Consider the following 17668-nt stretch of genomic DNA (forward strand, 5'->3'; position numbering starts at 1 on the left):
GGCCACACGGCCCCGCCGTACGACTCCCTGTAGCCGTCGGCGCCTGCCCGGGGGCCGGGCCCCGTCAGACCACCGTCACGTGGGCCGAGGCCCAGGACGTGTGGTCGTACGAGGAGCGGGCGTTGGCGTCCTCCACCACCAGGTGGAGGAGGCGGATGCCCGTGACGTCGAGGTCGATGGCCGTGGGGCCGCTCGCGCCCGTGAGGGTGGGGGTGGTGAGGAGGGTGCGGCCGTCGCCGCGGACGATGGCGCGGGTGGCGCCGGCCGAGGACTGCTTCGTCGAGAAGTCGTCGATGCCGACGAGCGCCGTGAAGCGGGACGCCCGGCCGCCGAGGTGGTAGACGATCTCCGAGGGGGCGTGGACGCCCAAGCCCTTGGGGTACGTGACGCCGCCGAAGGCGATCGGGGTGCCGTCGCCCGCCGCCTGCTTGCCGTTGGAGCGGTCGATCTCCACCGGGCCCCAGCCGTTGGTGGCCGAGACCCACGGGAGGTCGCTGAGGTAGCTGTCCTGCGTGGGCGGGGCCGGGAGCGGTGTGTAGCGGGTGGGCGCCGTGAAGCGGAGGGCGGACGAGGTGGTGGCCTCCGGGACGAGCAGGACAGGAGCCGCCGAAGGCGGGGCGACCTTCCACGTCGTGGTCAAGGACTCGCCGGGGCCGAGGGAGAGCGCGGTCGTCGCGGTCGTCGGCGTAGCCGTCCAGCCCGACGGGAGCGGGAGGGTGACGCGGACGTCCGGCCAGGGGCGGGTCGTGCCGTTCGAGACGGTCGTGGTGAGCGTCGAGGCCACCGCGTCCACGGTCGCCGTGAGGCCCCACGCGCGGCGCACGTACGTGTCCGACCACGAGGCGCGGAGCAGGGCCGTCAGGGACGAGACCACCGACGGGTTCTTCGCCGCCACGTCGTTCTTCTCGGCGAGGTCCGTCGTCAGGTTGTAGAGCTCGAACTCCCACTTCGAGTCCGCCACGGTACGGTCCCGCGCCGGGGCGAACCGTACGGCCTTCCAGTGGTCCTTGCGGATCGCCTCCGCCACCTGCTTCGCCCGGCCGCCGTCCACCGTGTTCGCCCGGCTGGTGACGCCCTGCTCGTCGCGGTACCAGTACAGGTGGTTGTGGAGCGGGGCGAGGGCGGGTGCGCCGTTCAGGACCGGGGCCGCCGAGAGGCCGTCGATGTCCGAGGGGGCCGGGGCACCGCCCGCCAGCTCGGCGAGGGTGGGCAGGACGTCGTACAGCGGGGTGGGGCGGGCGCTGGTGGTGCCCGCGGCGATCCGGCCCGGGGCCCAGGCGATCAGCGGGACGCGTACGCCGCCCTCGTACAGGTTGCGCTTGTAGCCGCGCAGCGGGCCGTTCGCGTCGAAGAGGTCGGGGTTCACGCCGCCTTCCTCGTGCGGGCCGTTGTCGGAGGCCACCAGGACCACGGTCCGGTTGGCGATCCCCAGCGCCTTCAGCCGGTCCACGACCGCGCCGACCTGCGCGTCGAGGAGGCTGATCTGCGCCGCGTGCGCCTTGTTCGCCTGCGTCCACGACTGCGAGGCGTACGCGCCGACGTCGGGGATGTCGCTCGGCGCGTGCGGCAGGTTCGGGGCCAGGTAGAGCAGGAAGGGGTCGGGTCCGGCGGCGTGGGCGTCGATGAAGCCGAGCGCGCGCTCGGCGATCGCGGTGGGGGCGAAGGTGCCCGTCGGGACGGTCTCCTTGGCGCCGTTGTGCCAGAGGTAGGTCGGGTAGTACTGGTGGGCGTGGCTGTGGTCGATGTACCCGTAGAACTCCTCGAAGCCGCGCGCGCCCGGGTGGCTGGGCTGGTCCGCGGCCTCGGGACCGAAGCCCCACTTGCCGAACAGGCCCGTACGGTAGCCACGCGCGCGCAGCACCTCCGCGAAGGTGGTGTCCCCGGCGCCGAGGCTGCCCTGGCCGCCGCTGGAGGGGTTGGCGCGGACGGCGGCGTGGCCGGTGTGCAGGCCGGTGAGCAGGGCGGCGCGGGAGGGGGCGCAGACGGCGGCCGCGGAGTAGGCGTCGGTGAACCGGAGCCCCTCGGCGGCGAGTTGGTCGATGCGCGGGGTGCTGATCAGTTTCTGGCCGTACGCACCCAGGTCGCCGTAGCCGAGGTCGTCGGCCAGGATCACCACCAGGTGGGGCGGGCCGGGTGTGCCGGCTGCCGTCGTGGCCGCCGCCGGGGCCGCCGCCGTGAGCTGCGGCACGGCGGCGAGACCGGCGGCGGCCGCGGATCCGGCGAGGAAATGGCGGCGGCTGGACATCTTGAACTCCTCGGCTGCGACAGGGGGTTGGATTGATCATCCGCAGCCCGCGGCGCCGGGGCCATGCACGGGGCATGAAGATCGTGTGACGCCCGCCCGCCCGCCCGCGCTCGCTCGCTCAGATCGTCGAGGCGTCGATCACGAAGCGGTAGCGGACGTCGCTCGACAGGACCCGCTCGTACGCCTCGTTGATCCCGTCGGCGGCGATCAGCTCGATCTCCGCGCCCAGGCCGTGTTCGGCGCAGAAGTCCAGCATCTCCTGGGTCTCGGCGATCCCGCCGATCATCGATCCGGCGAGGGTCTTGCGGCCGCCGATGACCGAGAAGAGGTTGAGCGCGACGGGCTCCTCCGGGGCGCCGACGTTCACCAGGGCGCCGTCGACCTTCAGCAGGCGGAGGTACGCGTCCAGGCCGAGCGGCGCGGAGACGGTCGACAGGATCAGGTCGAAGGTGCCGGCCAGCTGCTCGAAGGTGGTCTCGTCGCTGGTGGCGTAGTAGTGGGAGGCGCCCAGCTTCAGGCCGTCCTCCCGCTTGCGCAGCGACTGCGACAGGACGGTGACCTCCGCGCCCAGCGCCGCCGCGATCTTCACGCCCATGTGGCCGAGGCCGCCGAGGCCGACGACCGCGACCTTCTTGCCGGGGCCCGCGTGCCAGTGCTTGAGCGGGGAGTAGAGGGTGATGCCGGCGCACAGCAGCGGGGCGGCGACGTCGAGGGCGAGGCCGTCGGGAATGCGGACGGTGTAGTTCTCGTCGACGACGACGTGGGTGGAGTACCCGCCGTACGTGGGGTCGCCGTTCTGGTCGAGGGCGTTGTAGGTGCCGGTCATGCCCTTGACGCAGAACTGCTCGTCCCCGCGCAGGCAGTACTCGCACTCACGGCAGGAGTCGACGAAGCAGCCGACGCCGACGCGGTCACCGACCGCGAATTTGGTGACGCCCGGACCGACTTCGGTGACGACACCGGCGATCTCGTGGCCGGGGACCATGGGGTAGATGCCTTTGCCCCAGCCGTCGCGCACCTGGTGGATGTCGGAGTGGCAGATGCCGGCGTACTTGATGTCGATGAGGACGTCGTGCTCGCCGACGGGGCGGCGCGGAACGGTGGTGCGCTCCAGCGGGGCCTTGGGAGCGGGGGCGGCGTAGGCGGCGACCCGGGTGACAGACGTGGCGGGCGTGGCGGGCGTGGCGGACATGGGTGCTCCTCGGCGATGACGCGCGGTGACGCTGGGTGGTGACGGGGTCCAGACTGCCCGGCCTCGTGGCCGGCACCCAGCCCCCTGTCCTGCCTAGGACTGGCGTACGTACCACTGGCGGGGTCAGGCTCAGCCCCGCGCCATACCGGTCCGCCCGGTGATACTGGGCGTATGGACCAGCTTGATCAGCGTGCCGAGCTCGGCGAGTTCCTCCGCTCCCGACGGGCCCGGCTGCGCCCCTCGGACGTGGGCCTGCCCGACTACGGGCGCCACCGGCGCGTCCCCGGGTTGCGCCGCGAGGAGCTGGCGCAGCTGGCCGGGGTCTCCGTCGCGTACTACACGCGGCTGGAGCAGGGCGCCGGGCACAACGTGTCCGCGGAGGTGCTGGACGCCATCGCGCGCGCCCTGCGCCTCGACGGCACCGAGCAGGCGCACCTGACCCACCTGGCCCGCCCGAAGGCGCGCAGGCGCCGCCAGGGCCACCGCCCCCAGCAGGCGCGGCCGGAGCTGCGGGCGCTGCTGGACGCGATGGAGGGCGTACCGGCCTATCTGGTGGGGCGCCGGCAGGACGTCATCGGCTGGAACCGGCTGGCGGCGGCGGTCTTCGGGGACTTCGGGAAGCTGCCGGCGCAGGAGCGGAACCTGGTGCGGCTGGTGTTCCTGGACCCGGCGACGGCCGAGCTGTTGGTGGACTGGGAGTGCCGGGCGTGCGAGGTCGTCAGCAACCTGCGGATGTACGCCGGCGAGAACCCGGACGACGAGCAGCTGTCCGCGCTGGTCGGGGAGTTGTCGGTGAAGAACGAGGAGTTCCGGCGGCTGTGGGCGGCGCACACGGTGGCCGACAAGACGCACGGGGTGAAGCGGCTGCGGCATCCGCTGGTGGGCGAGTTGGAGCTGTCCTTCCAGACGCTGCGGCTGCCGGACGATCCGGCGCAGTACCTGGTGGCCTTCCACGCGGCGCCGGGCTCCCCGTCCGCGGACGCACTGCGGCTGCTGGCGTCGTGGTCGGCCCCCGAGGCCCCCGAGGCTCCCGGAGCCGCCAAGGCCCCCGCGATCGCCGCGAACCCCGCGACCCCCGAGGAGGGGGCCGCGGCATGGGACCCGGCCGCTACAGCTTGAGCTGGAAGTACCCCGTGCCGCGCTCGCGGCGGTAGCCCAGGGCCTCGTTCACCCGGAGCATGGGGGTGTTCTCGTCCGCCACCGTCGTGGCGATCCGCGCCAGGGCCGGATACCGCCGCGCGGCCGACGCCAGCATGCCCCGCTTCACCGCGAGGCCGAGGCCGTGGCCCCGGTGGGCGGGGACGACGACCGTGTCGTACTGGAGAGCGCGCGGGCCGGCGGGATCGGGCAGGACGAGCTCCGTGTACGCCGCCACCTCACCCTGCGCGGTCACGGCGGCGACCGTGGTGATCTCGCCGCCCCGGTCGAGGATCAGCTGGTACGCGGCGTGCAGCCGCCCGGCCGACCAGGCCTCGAACTGCTCGTCGACGTCCCCCATCGGCGCGTCCTCCATCGCCCCGTGGGCCACGGCGGCCGCCTGCGCCCATTCCTCGGGCACCAGGCCGTGCCAGGTCAGGAGTTCGTAGCCGGGCGCGGGTTCCGGGTCCGGCTGCTGCCGGGGCACGTCCTGTACGTACCAGGCCATCGGCAGGACGTTCTCGAACCCGAGGGACTCGGCGAACGCCTGCCCGGGGCTGCCCAGGTCCACGAGCGTGGAGACCGACGTCCGGCCCTGGGCGAGGAGTTCCTCGCGGACCCGCTGCCACAGGGCCGTGCCGACGCCCCGGCGGCGCGCGTCCGGGCGTACGGCCAGCACGTCCAGGAACGCGGTGTGCGCGTTGGTCTCGTCCGTGAACAGGAGCAGACCCGCCACGCCCGCGCCCTCGTCGGCCGCCCACAGCGCGGCGCGCCCGCGCGCCGGCGCGACGCACAGGCGCCCGGCGACCTCCACCCGGGACGGCGGCGGCAGCTGCGGCAGGTCGGCGCCCTGCGCGGCGGCGAGGACCGCCGTCCAGGCGTCCACGTCGGCGTCGGACGGGGGCACGGCGAGGGATCTGATCATCATGCACCGGACCCTAGACGGGCCCCCGCCCCGCCGCTCGGGTTTTCGGTGACCGTCACGGTGCCGCGGCGCAACGCCGAAGGCGGGGAACCTCCGAGAGGTTCCCCGCCTTCCGCAGTGGCTCGGTGCGAGCGTCAGACGGCCGCGCCGGCCTTCCAGTCCGCCCAGCTCATGTTCCAGCCGTTGAGGCCGTTGTCGGGCGTGATGGTCTTGTCCGGGGAGTTGACCACGGTGACCACGTCGCCGATGAGTGAGTTGTCGTAGAACCAGGCCGCCGGCTGGTTCGGGTCGTTCGCGCCCTTGACGTCGTTCAGGCCGACACAGCCGTGGCTGGTGTTGGCGCTGCCGAAGACGGAGTCCGCACCCCAGTAGTTGCCGTGGATGAAGGTGCCCGAGGTCGACAGGCGCATCGCGTGCGGGACGTCCTTGATGTCGTACTCGCCCTTGCCGTCGTCGTCCGTGAAGCCGACGGTGGCACCGTTCATCCGGGTCTCCTTGAACTTCTCGGAGATCACCATCTGGCCGTTGTACGTCGGGTTCTCCGGGGCGCCCGCCGAGATCGGGATGGTCTTGACGACCGCGCCGTCCCGGGTGACCGTCATCTTCTTCGACTTCGCGTCGACCGTGGAGACCTGGCTGCGGCCGATCTTGAAGGTCACGGTCTTGTTCTGGACGCCCTGGACGCCGGGAGCACCCTGCACGCCTTCGAGCGCGAGCTTCAGCGTGACGGTGGAGTTCGCCTGCCAGTACTGCTCCGGACGGAAGTCCAGGCGCTGGGCGCCGAACCAGTGGCCGACGACTTCCTGGCCGCTGCTGGAGGAGACCGTGATGGCCGCCTGGACGGCCTTCTTGTCCTTGATCGCCTTGTTGAAGGTGATCGAGACCGGCATGCCCACGCCGACCGTCTGGCCCTCGTCCGGTATGAACGAGCCGACGAAGCTGTTCTCCGGGGAGACGGTGGTGAAGGAGGCGTTCTCGTGCGCCTCGCGGCCCGCGTCGTCCTTCGCGGTCGCCGACAGGGCGTACTTCGTGGAGCGCTTCAGCGCGGTGTCGGGCTTCCAGCTCTTGCCGTCGCCGGCGATCTTGCCGGCAACGGCCGTGCCCTCGGAGGTCTTCAGCTCGACGGCGGTCAGCGTGCCGTCGCTGACGGCGACGGTGGTGGCGTCGTTGAGGCCGACGTTGGTGGCGCCGTCCTTCGGCGTGATCGTTATCTTGGCCTTGGACGCGTCCTTGGCCGCCGCCGCGTCGACGTCCGCCTGGGACTTGCTGCTCTCGCTCGCCTTCGGCGTGTCACCGCCTCCGCCGCTGCACGCAGAAAGCACCAGTACGCCACCGAGCACGGCGGATATGCCCATCAAGGACCTTCTCCGCCGCTTGCTGTCCGTCCTCACACGCCACTCCATCGTTGCCGGAAGCCCCGGGGCTGCCGTCCCGGGGTTGGCCGGGCAGGGGGAATGACCCCCTGCCTCGTCCTGACAACGCGTGAACGCCGCGGATCGGTTCCACATTCCGTTGGGATGTGGGCAACCACACGGTCAGGCGTTGTCGGGTTCTTCGTCGAAGTCCCCATCTTCCTCGTCGATGTCCCACTCCATCGACTCGGGGTCGTATTCGACGGGCTCGCTGCTCCAGGAGGCCTGGGCGAGCTCCACTCCGGGGATCTCCGCGACCAGGTCGGTGGGGTCGACGAGGTAGGCGAGGGCCTCCGACTCGTCCTCCCTGACGGCGGCTTCGGCGTGGCCGCGCTCCTCGTCCGGCATGAACTCGTCGGCCTCGATGTGTGCGAGCGCGGCTCCGGTGAGTGCCTGGGCGTCCGGCACCTCCAGCACCAGATCTACCCGAAGTCGTACATAACGTGATGTCTCAGAAGGGTTCATACGACGGAGAGTAAGCCCGAGGAACCCCCGACTTTCCCACGACCCGCCCCTTTCCGTAGCATCACCGCACACGGCCAATTCGCTGCAGCCGCAAGGGGGATCGCACCGTGTCCGCACGCCGTCCGCTGCTCACCGCTCTCGGAGCGACCACCCTCCTCACCGCCCTGTGGTTCGTGCCCTCGGCGGGCGCCACCGCACCCGGGCCCGCGGCGGGCCGCTCCGGCTCCCCCGCCGCCGCCAACACCGCGCCCTCGGCCGCGCCGACGGCCCAGGGGGCGCGCGGGGATTCCGCTACGCCTCCCCCGCAGCCGGCGCCCCTCATGCTGGCCGACACCGGTTCCGCCGACACCACGCCCTACCTGCTGGGCGGCACGCTCTTCCTCGGCATCGGGGCCGGCTTCGTCACCTTCTCCGTACACCGCTCCCGCAGCGCCCTCTGAGCACCACGCGAAGGGCCGCCCGGGAAACATCCCGGGCGGCCCTCCGTCACGTACGGCAGGCCGTCAGGCGAGCGGACCCGTCTCCGTTTCCACCGCGGCGACGAGAGCACCCGTACGGATGAACGCGTCGGCGGCGGCCAGGTCAGGGGCGAGGAAACGATCCGGCCCGGGGCCCTGCACACCCGCCGCACGGGCGGCCGCGATGGCCGCCCGGCTGGCGGGGGCCGGGGTGAGCCCGTGGCGCAGTTCGATGGCCCGGGTGGCCGCGTACATCTCGATCGCGATGATCCGGGTCAGATTGTCGACGGCGGTACGGAGCTTGCGCGCGGCCGACCACCCCATGGAGACGTGGTCCTCCTGCATGGCGGAGGAGGGGATCGAGTCGGCGGAGGCCGGCACCGCGAGCCGCTTCATCTCGCTGACCAGGGCGGCCTGCGTGTACTGGGCGATCATCAGACCGGAGTCCACGCCGGCGTCGTCCGCGAGGAACGGCGGCAGGCCGTGCGAGCGGTTCTTGTCGAGCAGCCGGTCGGTGCGGCGCTCGGCGATCGAGCCCAGGTCCGCGGCGGCGATGGCCAGGAAGTCCAGGACGTACGCGACCGGGGCGCCGTGGAAGTTTCCGTTGGACTCCACGCGCCCGTCGGGCAGCACCACCGGATTGTCGACGGCGGCGGCCAGCTCGCGGGAGGCCACCAGGGCGGCGTGCGCCATGGTGTCGCGGCCCGCGCCGGCGACCTGCGGGGCGCAGCGCACCGAGTAGGCGTCCTGCACGCGCGGGGCGGACTCCTCCTGGAAGTGCCCGGTGAGCCCGGAACCCTTCAGGACGGCGGCCATGTTCGCGGCGGAGGCACCCTGGCCCGGGTGCGGGCGGATGGCGTGCAGCTCGGGCTGGAGCACCTTCTCGGTGCCGAGCAGCGCCTCCAGCGTCAGCGCGGCGGTGATGTCGGCGGAGGTGTACAGCTTGGCGAGGTCGGCGAGGGCCATGACCAGCATGCCGAGCATGCCGTCGGTGCCGTTGAGGAGGGCGAGACCCTCCTTCTCGCGGAGCTCGACGGGCTCGATGCCGGCCTCGGCGAGCAGCTCGCCGGCGGGGCGGACGGTGCCGTCGGGGCCCTCTGCGTCGCCCTCGCCCATGAGCGCGAGCGCGCAGTGGGAGAGCGGCGCAAGGTCGCCGGAACAGCCGAGGGAGCCGTACTCGTGGACGACGGGGGTGATGCCCGCGTTGAGCAGGTCGGCCATGGTCTGCGCGACCGAGGGCCGCACGCCGGTGTGGCCGGAGGCCACGGTCTTGAGCCGGAGGAACATCAGCGCGCGGACGACCTCCCGCTCGACGCGCGGGCCCATGCCGGCGGCGTGCGAGCGGACGATGTTGCGCTGGAGCTGGGCGCGCAGCTCGGGGCTGATGTGCCGGGAGGCGAGTGCACCGAACCCGGTGGACACGCCGTAGACGGGCTCGGGCTTGGCGGCGAGGCCCTCGACGATCTCGCGGGCGCGGGCGAGGGCGTCGAGCGCCTCCGCGGACAGCTCGACCCGTGCGTTGCCGCGGGCGACGGCGATGACGTCCTCGGCGGTGGTCCCGGACGTCCCCACCACGACAGTGTGCATATCCATATTCAGCAGCGTACGGACTGAATCCCTTCATGTCACTAGTGACTTCCACCAGGGCCCCTTACGACCATGGGCGGACGGGTCGCGCGTGCGGCCCAAAGCCCGGGGCTCCGCCCCGTACCCCGCTCCTCAAACGCCGGAGGGGCTGGATTTGCGCCCGGCGGGGTCGGATCTGCGAAGCGAATTCCAGCCCCGCCGGCGTTTGAGGCGCCGCCGGAGGCAACCCCCAACCACGCGGGCGTCCAAGGCGCGACCGGAGGCAAGTCCAGCCTCGCCGGCGTTTGAGGTGCCACCGGAGGCAAACCCAGCCTCGCCGGCGTTTGAGGCGCGGGGTCTGGGGCGGAGCCCCAGCAGGGCGGCCCGCCGCACTGTCAGGGCCCGCCAGGTGCGGCGGCCCCACCCGGCCCGGGAGGGCAGCGGCCCGGGAGGGCTACGGCCGGCCCCGGAAGCGGCGACGCTCGCCCGAGTCGGCCTCCGCGGCGGCGTCCGCAAGGCGGACCACCGCGGTGTCGCGCCCCGCGACGACCGGCTTCGGGGAGCGCGCGGCCTTCGCCTTGTACTGGGCGGCGTCCGCCAGCCGGAACAGCCGCCGGGAGGACTTCACCGGCCCGATCGGATCCCCCGTGGAGGCCACCCCGCAGGCGACCCCCTCCCCCAGCTCCAGCTCGGCGGCCCGCGTGCACAGCTCCTCGGTGACCCGTACGACCTCGTCCGCGCTCGGCCCGACCCCGACCAGGCAGAACTCGTCGCCGCCGAGCCGCGCCACCAGCGCGCCGGGCAGTATCGCCCCGCACAGGCTCAGCACCGACCCGAACCTCTCCAGCAGCCGGTCGCCCATGGCGTGGCCCAGCGTGTCGTTGACCTTCTTCAGGCCGTTCAGGTCACACACGACGAGGCTGACCACGGCCCCTGTGCGCCGGTGCTCCTCCAGGGCCTCGTCGAGCCGCATGTCGACGGCCCGCCGGTTCGCGAGCCCGGTCAGCGGGTCGGTGAAGGCGAGCCGCCGGGCCTCCTCCAGCCGCTCGTTCTGGGCGAGCCCGGCCGCGACCACCGCCGCGAGCACGGTCGCGAACTCCGCGTCGTCCTCGTCGAAGTCGGGCAGCCCCTCGTCCCGGGCGACGTACAGCTCGCCCCAGGCCCGCCCGCTGAGCACGATCGGCGCGACCACGCACGTCCCGCGCCCCCGCCGGCGCAGGGCCTCGCCCCGCCGCCCCGGGCGGTCGCCGACGCCGCTCTCGACCCAGGCGTGGGGGCCACCGCCGCCCGCCCAGCGCTCGTGCAGGAACTCGGTGATCTCGGGGAAGTCGTGCACGGGGTAGGACTCGTCCTCGGGGAACTCCTCCTCCCCCGCCCGCCGCTCCCCCTCGTTCACGAGCACCCGCAGGCGCCCCCGCTCCCGTTCCCACGCGGAGATCGCGGCGAACGACCCGTCCAGCGCCGCCCTCGCCCCCCGCGCGGCCGCCCGCACGCTGTCCCGCGGCGTGGAGGCCGCGGCCATCGCCTGCGCGAGGCCCACCACGGCTCGTAGCCGCCCGTTGACTCCCATCACCACAGATTAGGGAGTTTTGTCCGATTTAGTGACAATTGGCGCGACTTTAGGTGCCGGGAAGATCACAAACGGTGAGCGCGCCGCGGGATGCCGGTCACTCACCGGGCCAGTTCGGCTTGCGCTTCTCATTGAACGCCGCCACGCCCTCCGCCCGGTCGCCCGAGAAGGCCACCGTCCGCCAGGCCGCGTCCTCGATCTCCAGGCCGGCCGCCAGGTCCATCCCGTGCCCCAGCCGCAGCGCCCGCTTGGCCGCCCGCAGCCCCACCGGGGAGTTCGCCGCCATCCGCGCGGCCAGGGCGAGCGCCTCGGCCGTGTCCTGCCCGGCCGCGACCACCGAGTCCACCAAGCCCAGGGACAGCGCCTCCGCCGCCTCCACCCGGCGCGCGGTGAAGATCAGCTCGGCCGCCCGCGCCGCACCCACCCGGCGCGGCAGCAGCTGCGTACCGCCACCGCCCGGGATCACACCCACCGACACCTCGGGCAGGCCCACCACGGCCGTCCCGTCGGCGACGATCACATCGCAGGCCAGGGCCAGCTCGAAGCCGCCGCCCAGCGCGAAGCCGTGCACGGCCGCGATCGTCGGCATCGGCAGCTCCAGCACGCCCCCGTACGCGCCCCGCGTGGTCGGCCGCTGCCGCACCAGCTCGGCGTCCGAGAGCGAGTTGCGCTCCTTGAGGTCCGCGCCCACGCAGAACGCCCGCTCGGCGGTGGAGGTGAGCACCACGACCCGCACGGACGGGTCCGCCGCGAGCGCCGCGCAGGCCGCGCCGATGGACCGGGCCATTTCCGTCGACACCGCGTTCATCGCCTTGGGGCGGTCCATCGCCAGCTCCGCGACGTGCCCGTCGCCTTCCCGACGTACCGCGACGAACTCTCCGAAGCGCTGCTCAGACATGCCTGCGACCCTCCCGGTTAACGAGCGTTATCGGCGCACTCTAATGCGGGAGACGGCCCACGGGTCAAGGTTCCCGGGCCCGGCCTGATCCGAAGGGCACGCCCTACGGGCCCAGGGGCAGGTCAGGCGGGGTTCTTGGGCTTCCTGCGGGTCAGCGACCAGGGCTCCACGACGCCCAGGCCGCGCACCGGGCGCTGCCACATCGGCTGGAGCGCGAAGCGGTAGGCGCCGCCGCCCTCCTCGGCCTCGGCCTCCTTCTCCGACACCGGCGCCGCGCCCGTCCGGCCGAGCTCCTCGGCCATCGCCCCGTCGACCAGCACCGCGTCCTTCGGCGCTATCGAGGTCAGCCGGCTCGCCAGGTTCACCGTGGTCCCGAAGACGTCGCCCATCCGGGTGGTCACCGTCCCGAAGGCGATCCCGACCCGCAGCTCCGGCATCTGGGGATCGATCTCCATCGTCTCGATCAGCCGCAGCGCGATCTCCGCCGCCGTCGCCGCGTCGTCGGCGCAGTACAGGACCTCGTCGCCGAGCGTCTTGATCAGCCGGCCGCCGTGCGCGGCCACCAGGTCCGCCGAGGTCGTCTCGAAGGACTCGACCAGCTCGCCGAGCTCCTCCTCCTCCAGCCGCCGCGTGAGGCGGGTGAAGCCCACCAGGTCGGCGAAGCCCACCGCGAGGCGCCGGTCGACCATCTCCTCGTCGTCCGCCACCTGCACCACCCGCCCGGTGGCCGCCGCCAGCTGGCGGCGCCACACGTAGACGAGGAACTCCTCCAGCTCCGGCAGCAACAGCTCGACCAGCGGGTACGTGACCTCCGTACGGGTCATCCCCGGCTCCGGCGGCTCCGTCAGCCCCTCCAGGAACGAGTCGATCTGCCACTCGGCCAGCCGGGCGGTGGTCTGCCCGGTGGACCGCGCCACCTGCACCGCCATCGGCTCGCTCAGCAGCCCGGCCTCCACCAGACCGGCGAGCCGGCGCAGCGCCAGTACGTCCGCCTCCGTCAGCGCCTTGGCCTGGCCGATGTCGGCGAAGCCCATGGCCCGCCAGAAACGGGAGGCCAGCTCCATCGAGACGCCGGCGCTGCGGGCCGCCTGGAAGGGCGTGTACCGGCGCTCGGCACCGAGGATCAGCTGCTCCAGCCGGATGGCGAGCGGATCCGCCGTCGGCTGGACCGTGTGGTCGACCTCGTGGTGCGGGGTGTGCTGGTCCCGCCCGATCGGGGTGCCGGGGCCCGTCGGCCCGGAGGCGGGCGCGCTGGACTTAGAGTCGTCGACGGTCAAGGGCCGCCTCCTGTCCATTCCGTGCGCACTGCCCTGCCGAACCGGTTGGTCACCGGTCACCACGAGTACCGGGATCGCCTAAACCATACGGCAGGTGTGCCGTAGCTCACTCCCCGCTCCCCGCGGAATTCGGCCCCGCCCGCGCGCGGGGCGCGGGACGGGCCCGATCCGGAAGAACCCCGAGGTCAGTGCAGTCAGTGCACGGACCGCAGGTGGACCACGTCACCCGCGCCGACGGCCTCGTGCCGGTCCTCGGCGGTACGGATGACCAGGCGTCCCTCCGCGTCCACCGCTTCGGCCGTTCCGGTGAGGGTGCGGCCGCCCGGGAGCTCCGCGCGGACGTGCCGGCCGAGGGTCGCGCAGCCCGCCGCGTAGGTCTCCTGGAGCCCGCTGGCCGCGGGGTCGCCGCCGGCCGCGCGCCAGTTCCCGTACCACTGCTCCAGGGAGCGCAGTACGGCCTTCAGCAGCGGCTCCCGGTCGGTGACGGTCGCCTTGGCCAGCGCCAGCGAGCCGGCTTCGGGCACCGGCAGCTCGTCCTCCGTCAGGGTCACGTTGAGCCCGATCCCGACGACGACCCCGTCGGCGACCCGCTCGGCGAGGATCCCGGCGGTCTTGCGCTCCTCCCCGTCCACGCTGACGAGGAGGTCGTTGGGCCACTTGAGGACGGCCTCCACGCCCGCCGCCCGGGACAGCCCGGTCGCGGTGGCCACCCCGGCGAGCAGGGTCAGCCACCCCCACCGCTCCTGCGGCACGGCGTCGCCCGGCTTGAGCAGCACGGAGAAGAACAGCCCCGACCGGGCCGGCGCGACCCAGCTCCGATCCAGCCGCCCCCGCCCCGCGGTCTGCTCCTCGGCGACGAGCACGGCCCCCTCGGGCAGCTTCGCGGCGCGCGCGGCGAGATCGGCATTGGTGGACCCGGTGGCGGCGACGACCTCCAGGGAGGTCCACAGTCCACTCTCGGTGACCACGGCGCGCTGGAGGGCCGCGGCGTTCAGGGGCGGCCGGTCAAGGTTCGACCAACGACCGGCGGAAGCACCTGCTGAGGCATCTGATGGCGTCATGCAAGCCACATTAGGTGTGTCAAACGCCGCACTGCCGAGCGCCATGCCCGCCGATACGCTACGCACCAGTAGCCAGCAGTAGTCAATAACTTGACCAGGCAGTTGACACCACGCAGGGAGCCGCGACCCCGATGTCACAACCGTCAGAGCCGATCGACATGCACACCACCGCGGGCAAGATCGCGGATCTGCAGCGCCGCATCGACGAAGCCACCCACGCCGGTTCCGCCCGTGCCGTGGAAAAGCAGCACGCCAAGGGCAAGCTGACGGCTCGTGAGCGGGTGGCCCTGCTGCTGGACGAGGGATCCTTCGTCGAGCTGGACGAGCTCGCCCGGCACCGCTCCACCAACTTCGGGCTGGAGAAGACCCGGCCCTACGGCGACGGCGTCGTCACCGGCTACGGCACGGTCGACGGCCGCCCGGTGGCCGTGTTCTCGCAAGACTTCACCGTCTTCGGCGGGGCCCTCGGCGAGGTCTACGGGCAGAAGATCATGAAGGTCATGGACTTCGCCCTGAAGACCGGCTGCCCGCTCGTCGGCATCAACGACTCCGGCGGCGCCCGCATCCAGGAGGGCGTCAGCGCGCTCGGCATGTACGGCGAGATCTTCCGCCGCAACGTGCACGCCTCCGGCGTGATCCCGCAGATCAGCCTGGTCGTCGGGCCCTGCGCCGGCGGCGCCGTGTACTCCCCCGCCATCACCGACTTCACGGTCATGGTCGACCAGACCTCGCACATGTTCATCACCGGTCCGGACGTCATCAAGACGGTCACCGGCGAGGACGTCGGCTTCGAGGAGCTCGGCGGGGCCCGCACCCACAACAGCACGTCCGGCGTCGCCCACCACATGGCGGGCGACGAGAAGGACGCCGTCGAGTACGTGAAGTCCCTCCTCGCGTACCTGCCGTCGAACAACCTCTCCGAGCCGCCCGCCTTCCCCGAGGAGGCGGACACCGAGGTCGCGGACCTCGACCGCGAGCTCGACGTGCTGATCCCCGACAGTGCGAACCAGCCGTACGACATGCACACTGTTATCGAGCACGTGCTGGACGACGCGGAGTTCCTGGAGACCCAGTCGCTCTTCGCGCCGAACATCCTCACCGGCTTCGGCCGGGTCGAGGGCCACCCGGTGGGTATCGTCGCCAACCAGCCGATGCAGTTCGCCGGATGCCTGGACATCAACGCCTCCGAGAAGGCCGCGCGCTTCGTGCGGACCTGCGACGCCTTCAACATCCCGGTGCTGACGTTCGTCGACGTACCGGGCTTCCTCCCGGGCACGGACCAGGAGTACAACGGAATCATCCGGCGCGGCGCGAAGCTGATCTACGCCTACGCCGAGGCCACCGTCCCCCTGATCACCGTCATCACCCGCAAGGCCTTCGGCGGCGCCTACGACGTCATGGGCTCGAAGCACCTCGGTGCGGACCTCAACCTGGCCTGGCCGACCGCGCAGATCGCCGTCATGGGCGCGCAGGGCGCGGTGAACATCCTGCACCGGCGCGACATCGCCGAGGCGGAGGCCAACGGCGACGCGGACGCGACCCGGGCGCGGCTGATCGCCGAGTACGAGGACACGCTGCTGAACCCGTACACGGCGGCCGAGCGCGGTTACGTCGACGCGGTGACCATGCCGTCCGAGACCCGGGCGCACGTGGTGAAGGGACTGCGGCAGCTGCGCACCAAGCGGGAGTCGCTGCCGCCCAAGAAGCACGGAAACATCCCCCTCTAGGACCGGGAGGCACATCCAGTGATGATCAAGGTCGTCAAGGGGAACCCGACCCCCGAGGAGCTGGCCGCCGCACTGGCGGTGGTCCAAGCGCGCGCGGCGGCGCTGGCTTCGGCGCCGTCGGGCGCGCCGCGCGAGCCGGACGAGTGGTCGCGGCCGGCCCGGGTGGCTCGCCGCCGCGTGCCGCGGCCGGGGCCGCGCGCGTGGGGCCGTACGTACTGGCCCGGTTAACCCGGTCATCCCGGCCAACCCCTCCACCCGTCCGGCCCGTCGCCGAACGTGGTGCGAACGGACGGTGGCGCCTGAGTACGAGTACTCAGGCGCCACAGCCGTCTCCGGGACAGGATCGGTGCATGCTCTGGTCCGACCCTAAGAACGAGCCGCCCAAGGACATGCGCGACGCGCAGGCGATGGTCCGGCGGCTGACCGTGGTGCTCGTCCTCGCCATGCTGGTGGCGGTCTACCTGCTGGGCGTGGGGCCCTTCTAGGCGGCTTCGCCCGAGGGCTCCCCGGCGGGCCTCCTGGGGGTCTCCCAGGCCGTTGCCGGGGCCCTCGCCGGGCCGCCTACGATGGCGGGCATGACGACGACGCCTTCCCCGCGCAAGCTCGTGCTCGCCTCCGCCTCCCCCGCCCGGCTGAACCTGCTGCGGCAGGCGGGGCTCGCCCCGCACGTGATCGTCAGCGGCTTCGACGAGGACACCCTGAACCACGACGAGCCCGCCGCGCTGGCGCTCGCGCTGGCCGAGGCGAAGGCGGCGGTCGTGGCGGGCCTGGACGAGGCCGCGGGCGCGCTGGTGATCGGCTGCGACTCGGTGCTGGAGCTGGACGGCGAGGCGCTGGGCAAGCCGGCGGACGCCGACGAGGCCACCGCCCGCTGGAAGTCGATGCGCGGGCGGTCCGGCGTACTGCGCACCGGGCACTGCGTGATCGACACGGCGAGCGGCCGTCAGGTCTCGGCGACGGCTTCCACGACGGTCCACTTCGGCGAGCCGACGGACGCGGAGGTCGCGGCGTACGTGGCGAGCGGCGAGCCGCTGCACGTGGCGGGGGCGTTCACCCTGGACGGGCTGTCGGCGCCGTTCATCGAGGGGATCGACGGGGACCACGGCAACGTGATCGGGCTGTCGATGCCGATGCTGCGCTCGCTGCTGGGCGAACTGGACGTGTCCATCACGGACTTGTGGGCCTGAGCCCTCCGAGTTCCCCGTGCGGCCCGGGCTCGCCCGGCTTCGCGTCCTCGACCTCGGGCTCCGGTCGCCGCCCGTCCTCGTAGAGGGTCAGGGTCAGCACCAGCAGGCACAGGATCAGCATCATCGTCGCGAAGGCGGCCCAGCCGACCAGGACGACGGTGAGGACGCCAAGCACTCCGTGCGTGACGGCGGCGCTGACGAGCACGAAGCGGGCGAAGCGGCCGGGGGCCCGGTCGCGGATCGCGGCGACGGCGGTGATCACGGCGCACGCCAGGAGGAAGGCGCCCATGCCCGCGCCCAGCGCATAGGTTGCCTTGGACATGACATCCGGATCGCTGCCCGCGATGGACATCGCCTGGTTTGCGGTGGTCTTGCCCAACACGATGTGGACGAGCACGAGCACCGCCGCTTCCGCGACCAGTACGATCGCGGCCAGTCCGGCCACGAGTCTGCGCAGCACGACGTCCCCACCCTCCACGCGTCACAAGCCTGTTCGACGCCTGGAGGCTACTAACGGGTAAACGTGCGGACAAGGGGTTCGGGCCGCT

17 protein-coding genes are annotated in these 17668 nt (G+C 72.6%); 6 read left to right on the forward strand and 11 right to left on the reverse strand.

The window, feature by feature from the left end; all coding sequences use genetic code 11:
* Positions 1–64: 64 nt before the first annotated feature.
* Together OG625_RS14330 and OG625_RS14335 are read right to left on the reverse strand one after the other, a co-directional pair.
* Complete coding sequence (locus tag OG625_RS14330) at positions 65–2245, reverse strand: sulfatase-like hydrolase/transferase (protein WP_329380176.1); 2181 nt, start codon at positions 2243–2245, stop codon at positions 65–67.
* Positions 2246–2363: 118 nt separating this feature from the next.
* Positions 2364–3437 carry an NAD(P)-dependent alcohol dehydrogenase gene (locus tag OG625_RS14335; RefSeq protein ID WP_329380179.1) on the reverse strand — a complete coding sequence of 358 codons (1074 nt, stop codon included), beginning with the start codon at positions 3435–3437 and terminating at the stop codon, positions 2364–2366.
* A 171-nt stretch (positions 3438–3608) separates the two neighbouring features.
* Here OG625_RS14335 and OG625_RS14340 point away from each other — a divergent pair, with 171 nt between their 5' ends.
* A complete protein-coding gene (locus tag OG625_RS14340) occupies positions 3609–4556 on the forward strand; it encodes a helix-turn-helix transcriptional regulator (RefSeq protein WP_329380182.1) in 948 nt (315 codons plus the stop codon).
* On the opposite strand, the gene OG625_RS14345 is transcribed toward OG625_RS14340, so the two are convergent.
* The 3 genes from OG625_RS14345 to OG625_RS14355 all read right to left on the reverse strand — a co-directional run bounded on the left by OG625_RS14345 (position 4546) and on the right by OG625_RS14355 (position 7328).
* Positions 4546–5502, reverse strand: coding sequence for a GNAT family N-acetyltransferase (locus OG625_RS14345; RefSeq protein ID WP_329380185.1), 957 nt, complete (start codon positions 5500–5502; stop codon positions 4546–4548). The two genes, OG625_RS14340 and OG625_RS14345, sit on opposite strands and share 11 nt — an antisense overlap.
* Positions 5503–5633: 131 nt before the next feature.
* Entirely contained in the window at positions 5634–6902 is a 1269-nt protein-coding gene (locus tag OG625_RS14350) for a L,D-transpeptidase (RefSeq protein ID WP_329380187.1), read from the reverse strand.
* A 132-nt stretch (positions 6903–7034) separates the two neighbouring features.
* The gene (locus tag OG625_RS14355; protein WP_329380190.1) at positions 7035–7328 is read right to left on the reverse strand and encodes a hypothetical protein; all 294 of its coding nucleotides are present in this window, start codon (positions 7326–7328) and stop codon (positions 7035–7037) included.
* Positions 7329–7483: 155 nt separating this feature from the next.
* Between OG625_RS14355 and OG625_RS14360 the strand changes: the two genes are divergently transcribed.
* Positions 7484–7816 (forward strand): hypothetical protein, encoded by a 333-nt coding sequence (locus tag OG625_RS14360; RefSeq protein WP_329380193.1) that lies wholly within the window; start codon positions 7484–7486, stop codon positions 7814–7816.
* Positions 7817–7879: 63 nt separating this feature from the next.
* Here OG625_RS14360 and hutH read toward each other — a convergent pair whose 3' ends face one another.
* The 5 genes from hutH to OG625_RS14385 all read right to left on the reverse strand — a co-directional run bounded on the left by hutH (position 7880) and on the right by OG625_RS14385 (position 14206).
* Positions 7880–9421 (reverse strand): histidine ammonia-lyase, encoded by a 1542-nt coding sequence (gene hutH / locus OG625_RS14365; RefSeq protein WP_329390667.1) that lies wholly within the window; start codon positions 9419–9421, stop codon positions 7880–7882.
* A 433-nt stretch (positions 9422–9854) separates the two neighbouring features.
* Entirely contained in the window at positions 9855–10970 is a 1116-nt protein-coding gene (locus tag OG625_RS14370; RefSeq protein ID WP_329380196.1) for a GGDEF domain-containing protein, read from the reverse strand.
* A gap of 97 nt (positions 10971–11067) precedes the next feature.
* Positions 11068–11868 (reverse strand): enoyl-CoA hydratase/isomerase family protein, encoded by an 801-nt coding sequence (locus OG625_RS14375; RefSeq protein WP_329380199.1) that lies wholly within the window; start codon positions 11866–11868, stop codon positions 11068–11070.
* Between the two features lie 122 nt (positions 11869–11990).
* Positions 11991–13145: an adenylate/guanylate cyclase domain-containing protein gene (locus OG625_RS14380; protein WP_329380202.1), complete on the reverse strand. Its 1155-nt coding sequence runs from the start codon at positions 13143–13145 to the stop codon at positions 11991–11993.
* A gap of 194 nt (positions 13146–13339) precedes the next feature.
* Complete coding sequence (locus tag OG625_RS14385; RefSeq protein ID WP_329380205.1) at positions 13340–14206, reverse strand: biotin--[acetyl-CoA-carboxylase] ligase; 867 nt, start codon at positions 14204–14206, stop codon at positions 13340–13342.
* 131 nt (positions 14207–14337) lie between these two features.
* Here OG625_RS14385 and OG625_RS14390 point away from each other — a divergent pair, with 131 nt between their 5' ends.
* The 4 genes from OG625_RS14390 (at position 14338) to OG625_RS14405 (ending at position 17120) form a co-directional block, all read left to right on the forward strand.
* Entirely contained in the window at positions 14338–15933 is a 1596-nt protein-coding gene (locus OG625_RS14390) for an acyl-CoA carboxylase subunit beta (protein ID WP_329380208.1), read from the forward strand.
* 21 nt (positions 15934–15954) lie between these two features.
* Complete coding sequence (locus tag OG625_RS14395; protein WP_329380210.1) at positions 15955–16161, forward strand: acyl-CoA carboxylase epsilon subunit; 207 nt, start codon at positions 15955–15957, stop codon at positions 16159–16161.
* 122 nt (positions 16162–16283) lie between these two features.
* Entirely contained in the window at positions 16284–16418 is a 135-nt protein-coding gene (gene mmpB, locus OG625_RS14400) for a morphogenic membrane protein MmpB (RefSeq protein WP_329380212.1), read from the forward strand.
* Between the two features lie 81 nt (positions 16419–16499).
* Positions 16500–17120: a Maf family protein gene (locus OG625_RS14405; RefSeq protein ID WP_329380214.1), complete on the forward strand. Its 621-nt coding sequence runs from the start codon at positions 16500–16502 to the stop codon at positions 17118–17120.
* Here the strand turns inward: OG625_RS14405 and OG625_RS14410 are convergent.
* Complete coding sequence (locus OG625_RS14410) at positions 17101–17580, reverse strand: hypothetical protein (protein WP_329380217.1); 480 nt, start codon at positions 17578–17580, stop codon at positions 17101–17103. The two genes, OG625_RS14405 and OG625_RS14410, sit on opposite strands and share 20 nt — an antisense overlap.
* Positions 17581–17668: the final 88 nt, after the last annotated feature.

The organism is Streptomyces sp. NBC_01351 (assembly GCF_036237315.1).
In the GTDB taxonomy this organism is placed as follows: domain Bacteria; phylum Actinomycetota; class Actinomycetes; order Streptomycetales; family Streptomycetaceae; genus Streptomyces.

Coding starts and splice junctions, on each gene's coding strand:
- OG625_RS14340 (WP_329380182.1), top strand. CDS start 3,609: ATGGACCAGCTTGATCAGCGTGCCGAGCTCGGCGAGTTCCTCCGCTCC.
- hutH (WP_329390667.1), bottom strand. CDS start 9,421: ATGCACACTGTCGTGGTGGGGACGTCCGGGACCACCGCCGAGGACGTC.
- OG625_RS14395 (WP_329380210.1), top strand. CDS start 15,955: ATGATCAAGGTCGTCAAGGGGAACCCGACCCCCGAGGAGCTGGCCGCC.
- OG625_RS14345 (WP_329380185.1), bottom strand. CDS start 5,502: ATGATGATCAGATCCCTCGCCGTGCCCCCGTCCGACGCCGACGTGGAC.
- OG625_RS14385 (WP_329380205.1), bottom strand. CDS start 14,206: ATGACGCCATCAGATGCCTCAGCAGGTGCTTCCGCCGGTCGTTGGTCG.
- OG625_RS14350 (WP_329380187.1), bottom strand. CDS start 6,902: ATGGAGTGGCGTGTGAGGACGGACAGCAAGCGGCGGAGAAGGTCCTTG.
- OG625_RS14390 (WP_329380208.1), top strand. CDS start 14,338: ATGTCACAACCGTCAGAGCCGATCGACATGCACACCACCGCGGGCAAG.
- OG625_RS14375 (WP_329380199.1), bottom strand. CDS start 11,868: ATGTCTGAGCAGCGCTTCGGAGAGTTCGTCGCGGTACGTCGGGAAGGC.
- OG625_RS14370 (WP_329380196.1), bottom strand. CDS start 10,970: ATGGGAGTCAACGGGCGGCTACGAGCCGTGGTGGGCCTCGCGCAGGCG.
- OG625_RS14335 (WP_329380179.1), bottom strand. CDS start 3,437: ATGTCCGCCACGCCCGCCACGCCCGCCACGTCTGTCACCCGGGTCGCC.
- mmpB (WP_329380212.1), top strand. CDS start 16,284: ATGCTCTGGTCCGACCCTAAGAACGAGCCGCCCAAGGACATGCGCGAC.
- OG625_RS14330 (WP_329380176.1), bottom strand. CDS start 2,245: ATGTCCAGCCGCCGCCATTTCCTCGCCGGATCCGCGGCCGCCGCCGGT.
- OG625_RS14405 (WP_329380214.1), top strand. CDS start 16,500: ATGGCGGGCATGACGACGACGCCTTCCCCGCGCAAGCTCGTGCTCGCC.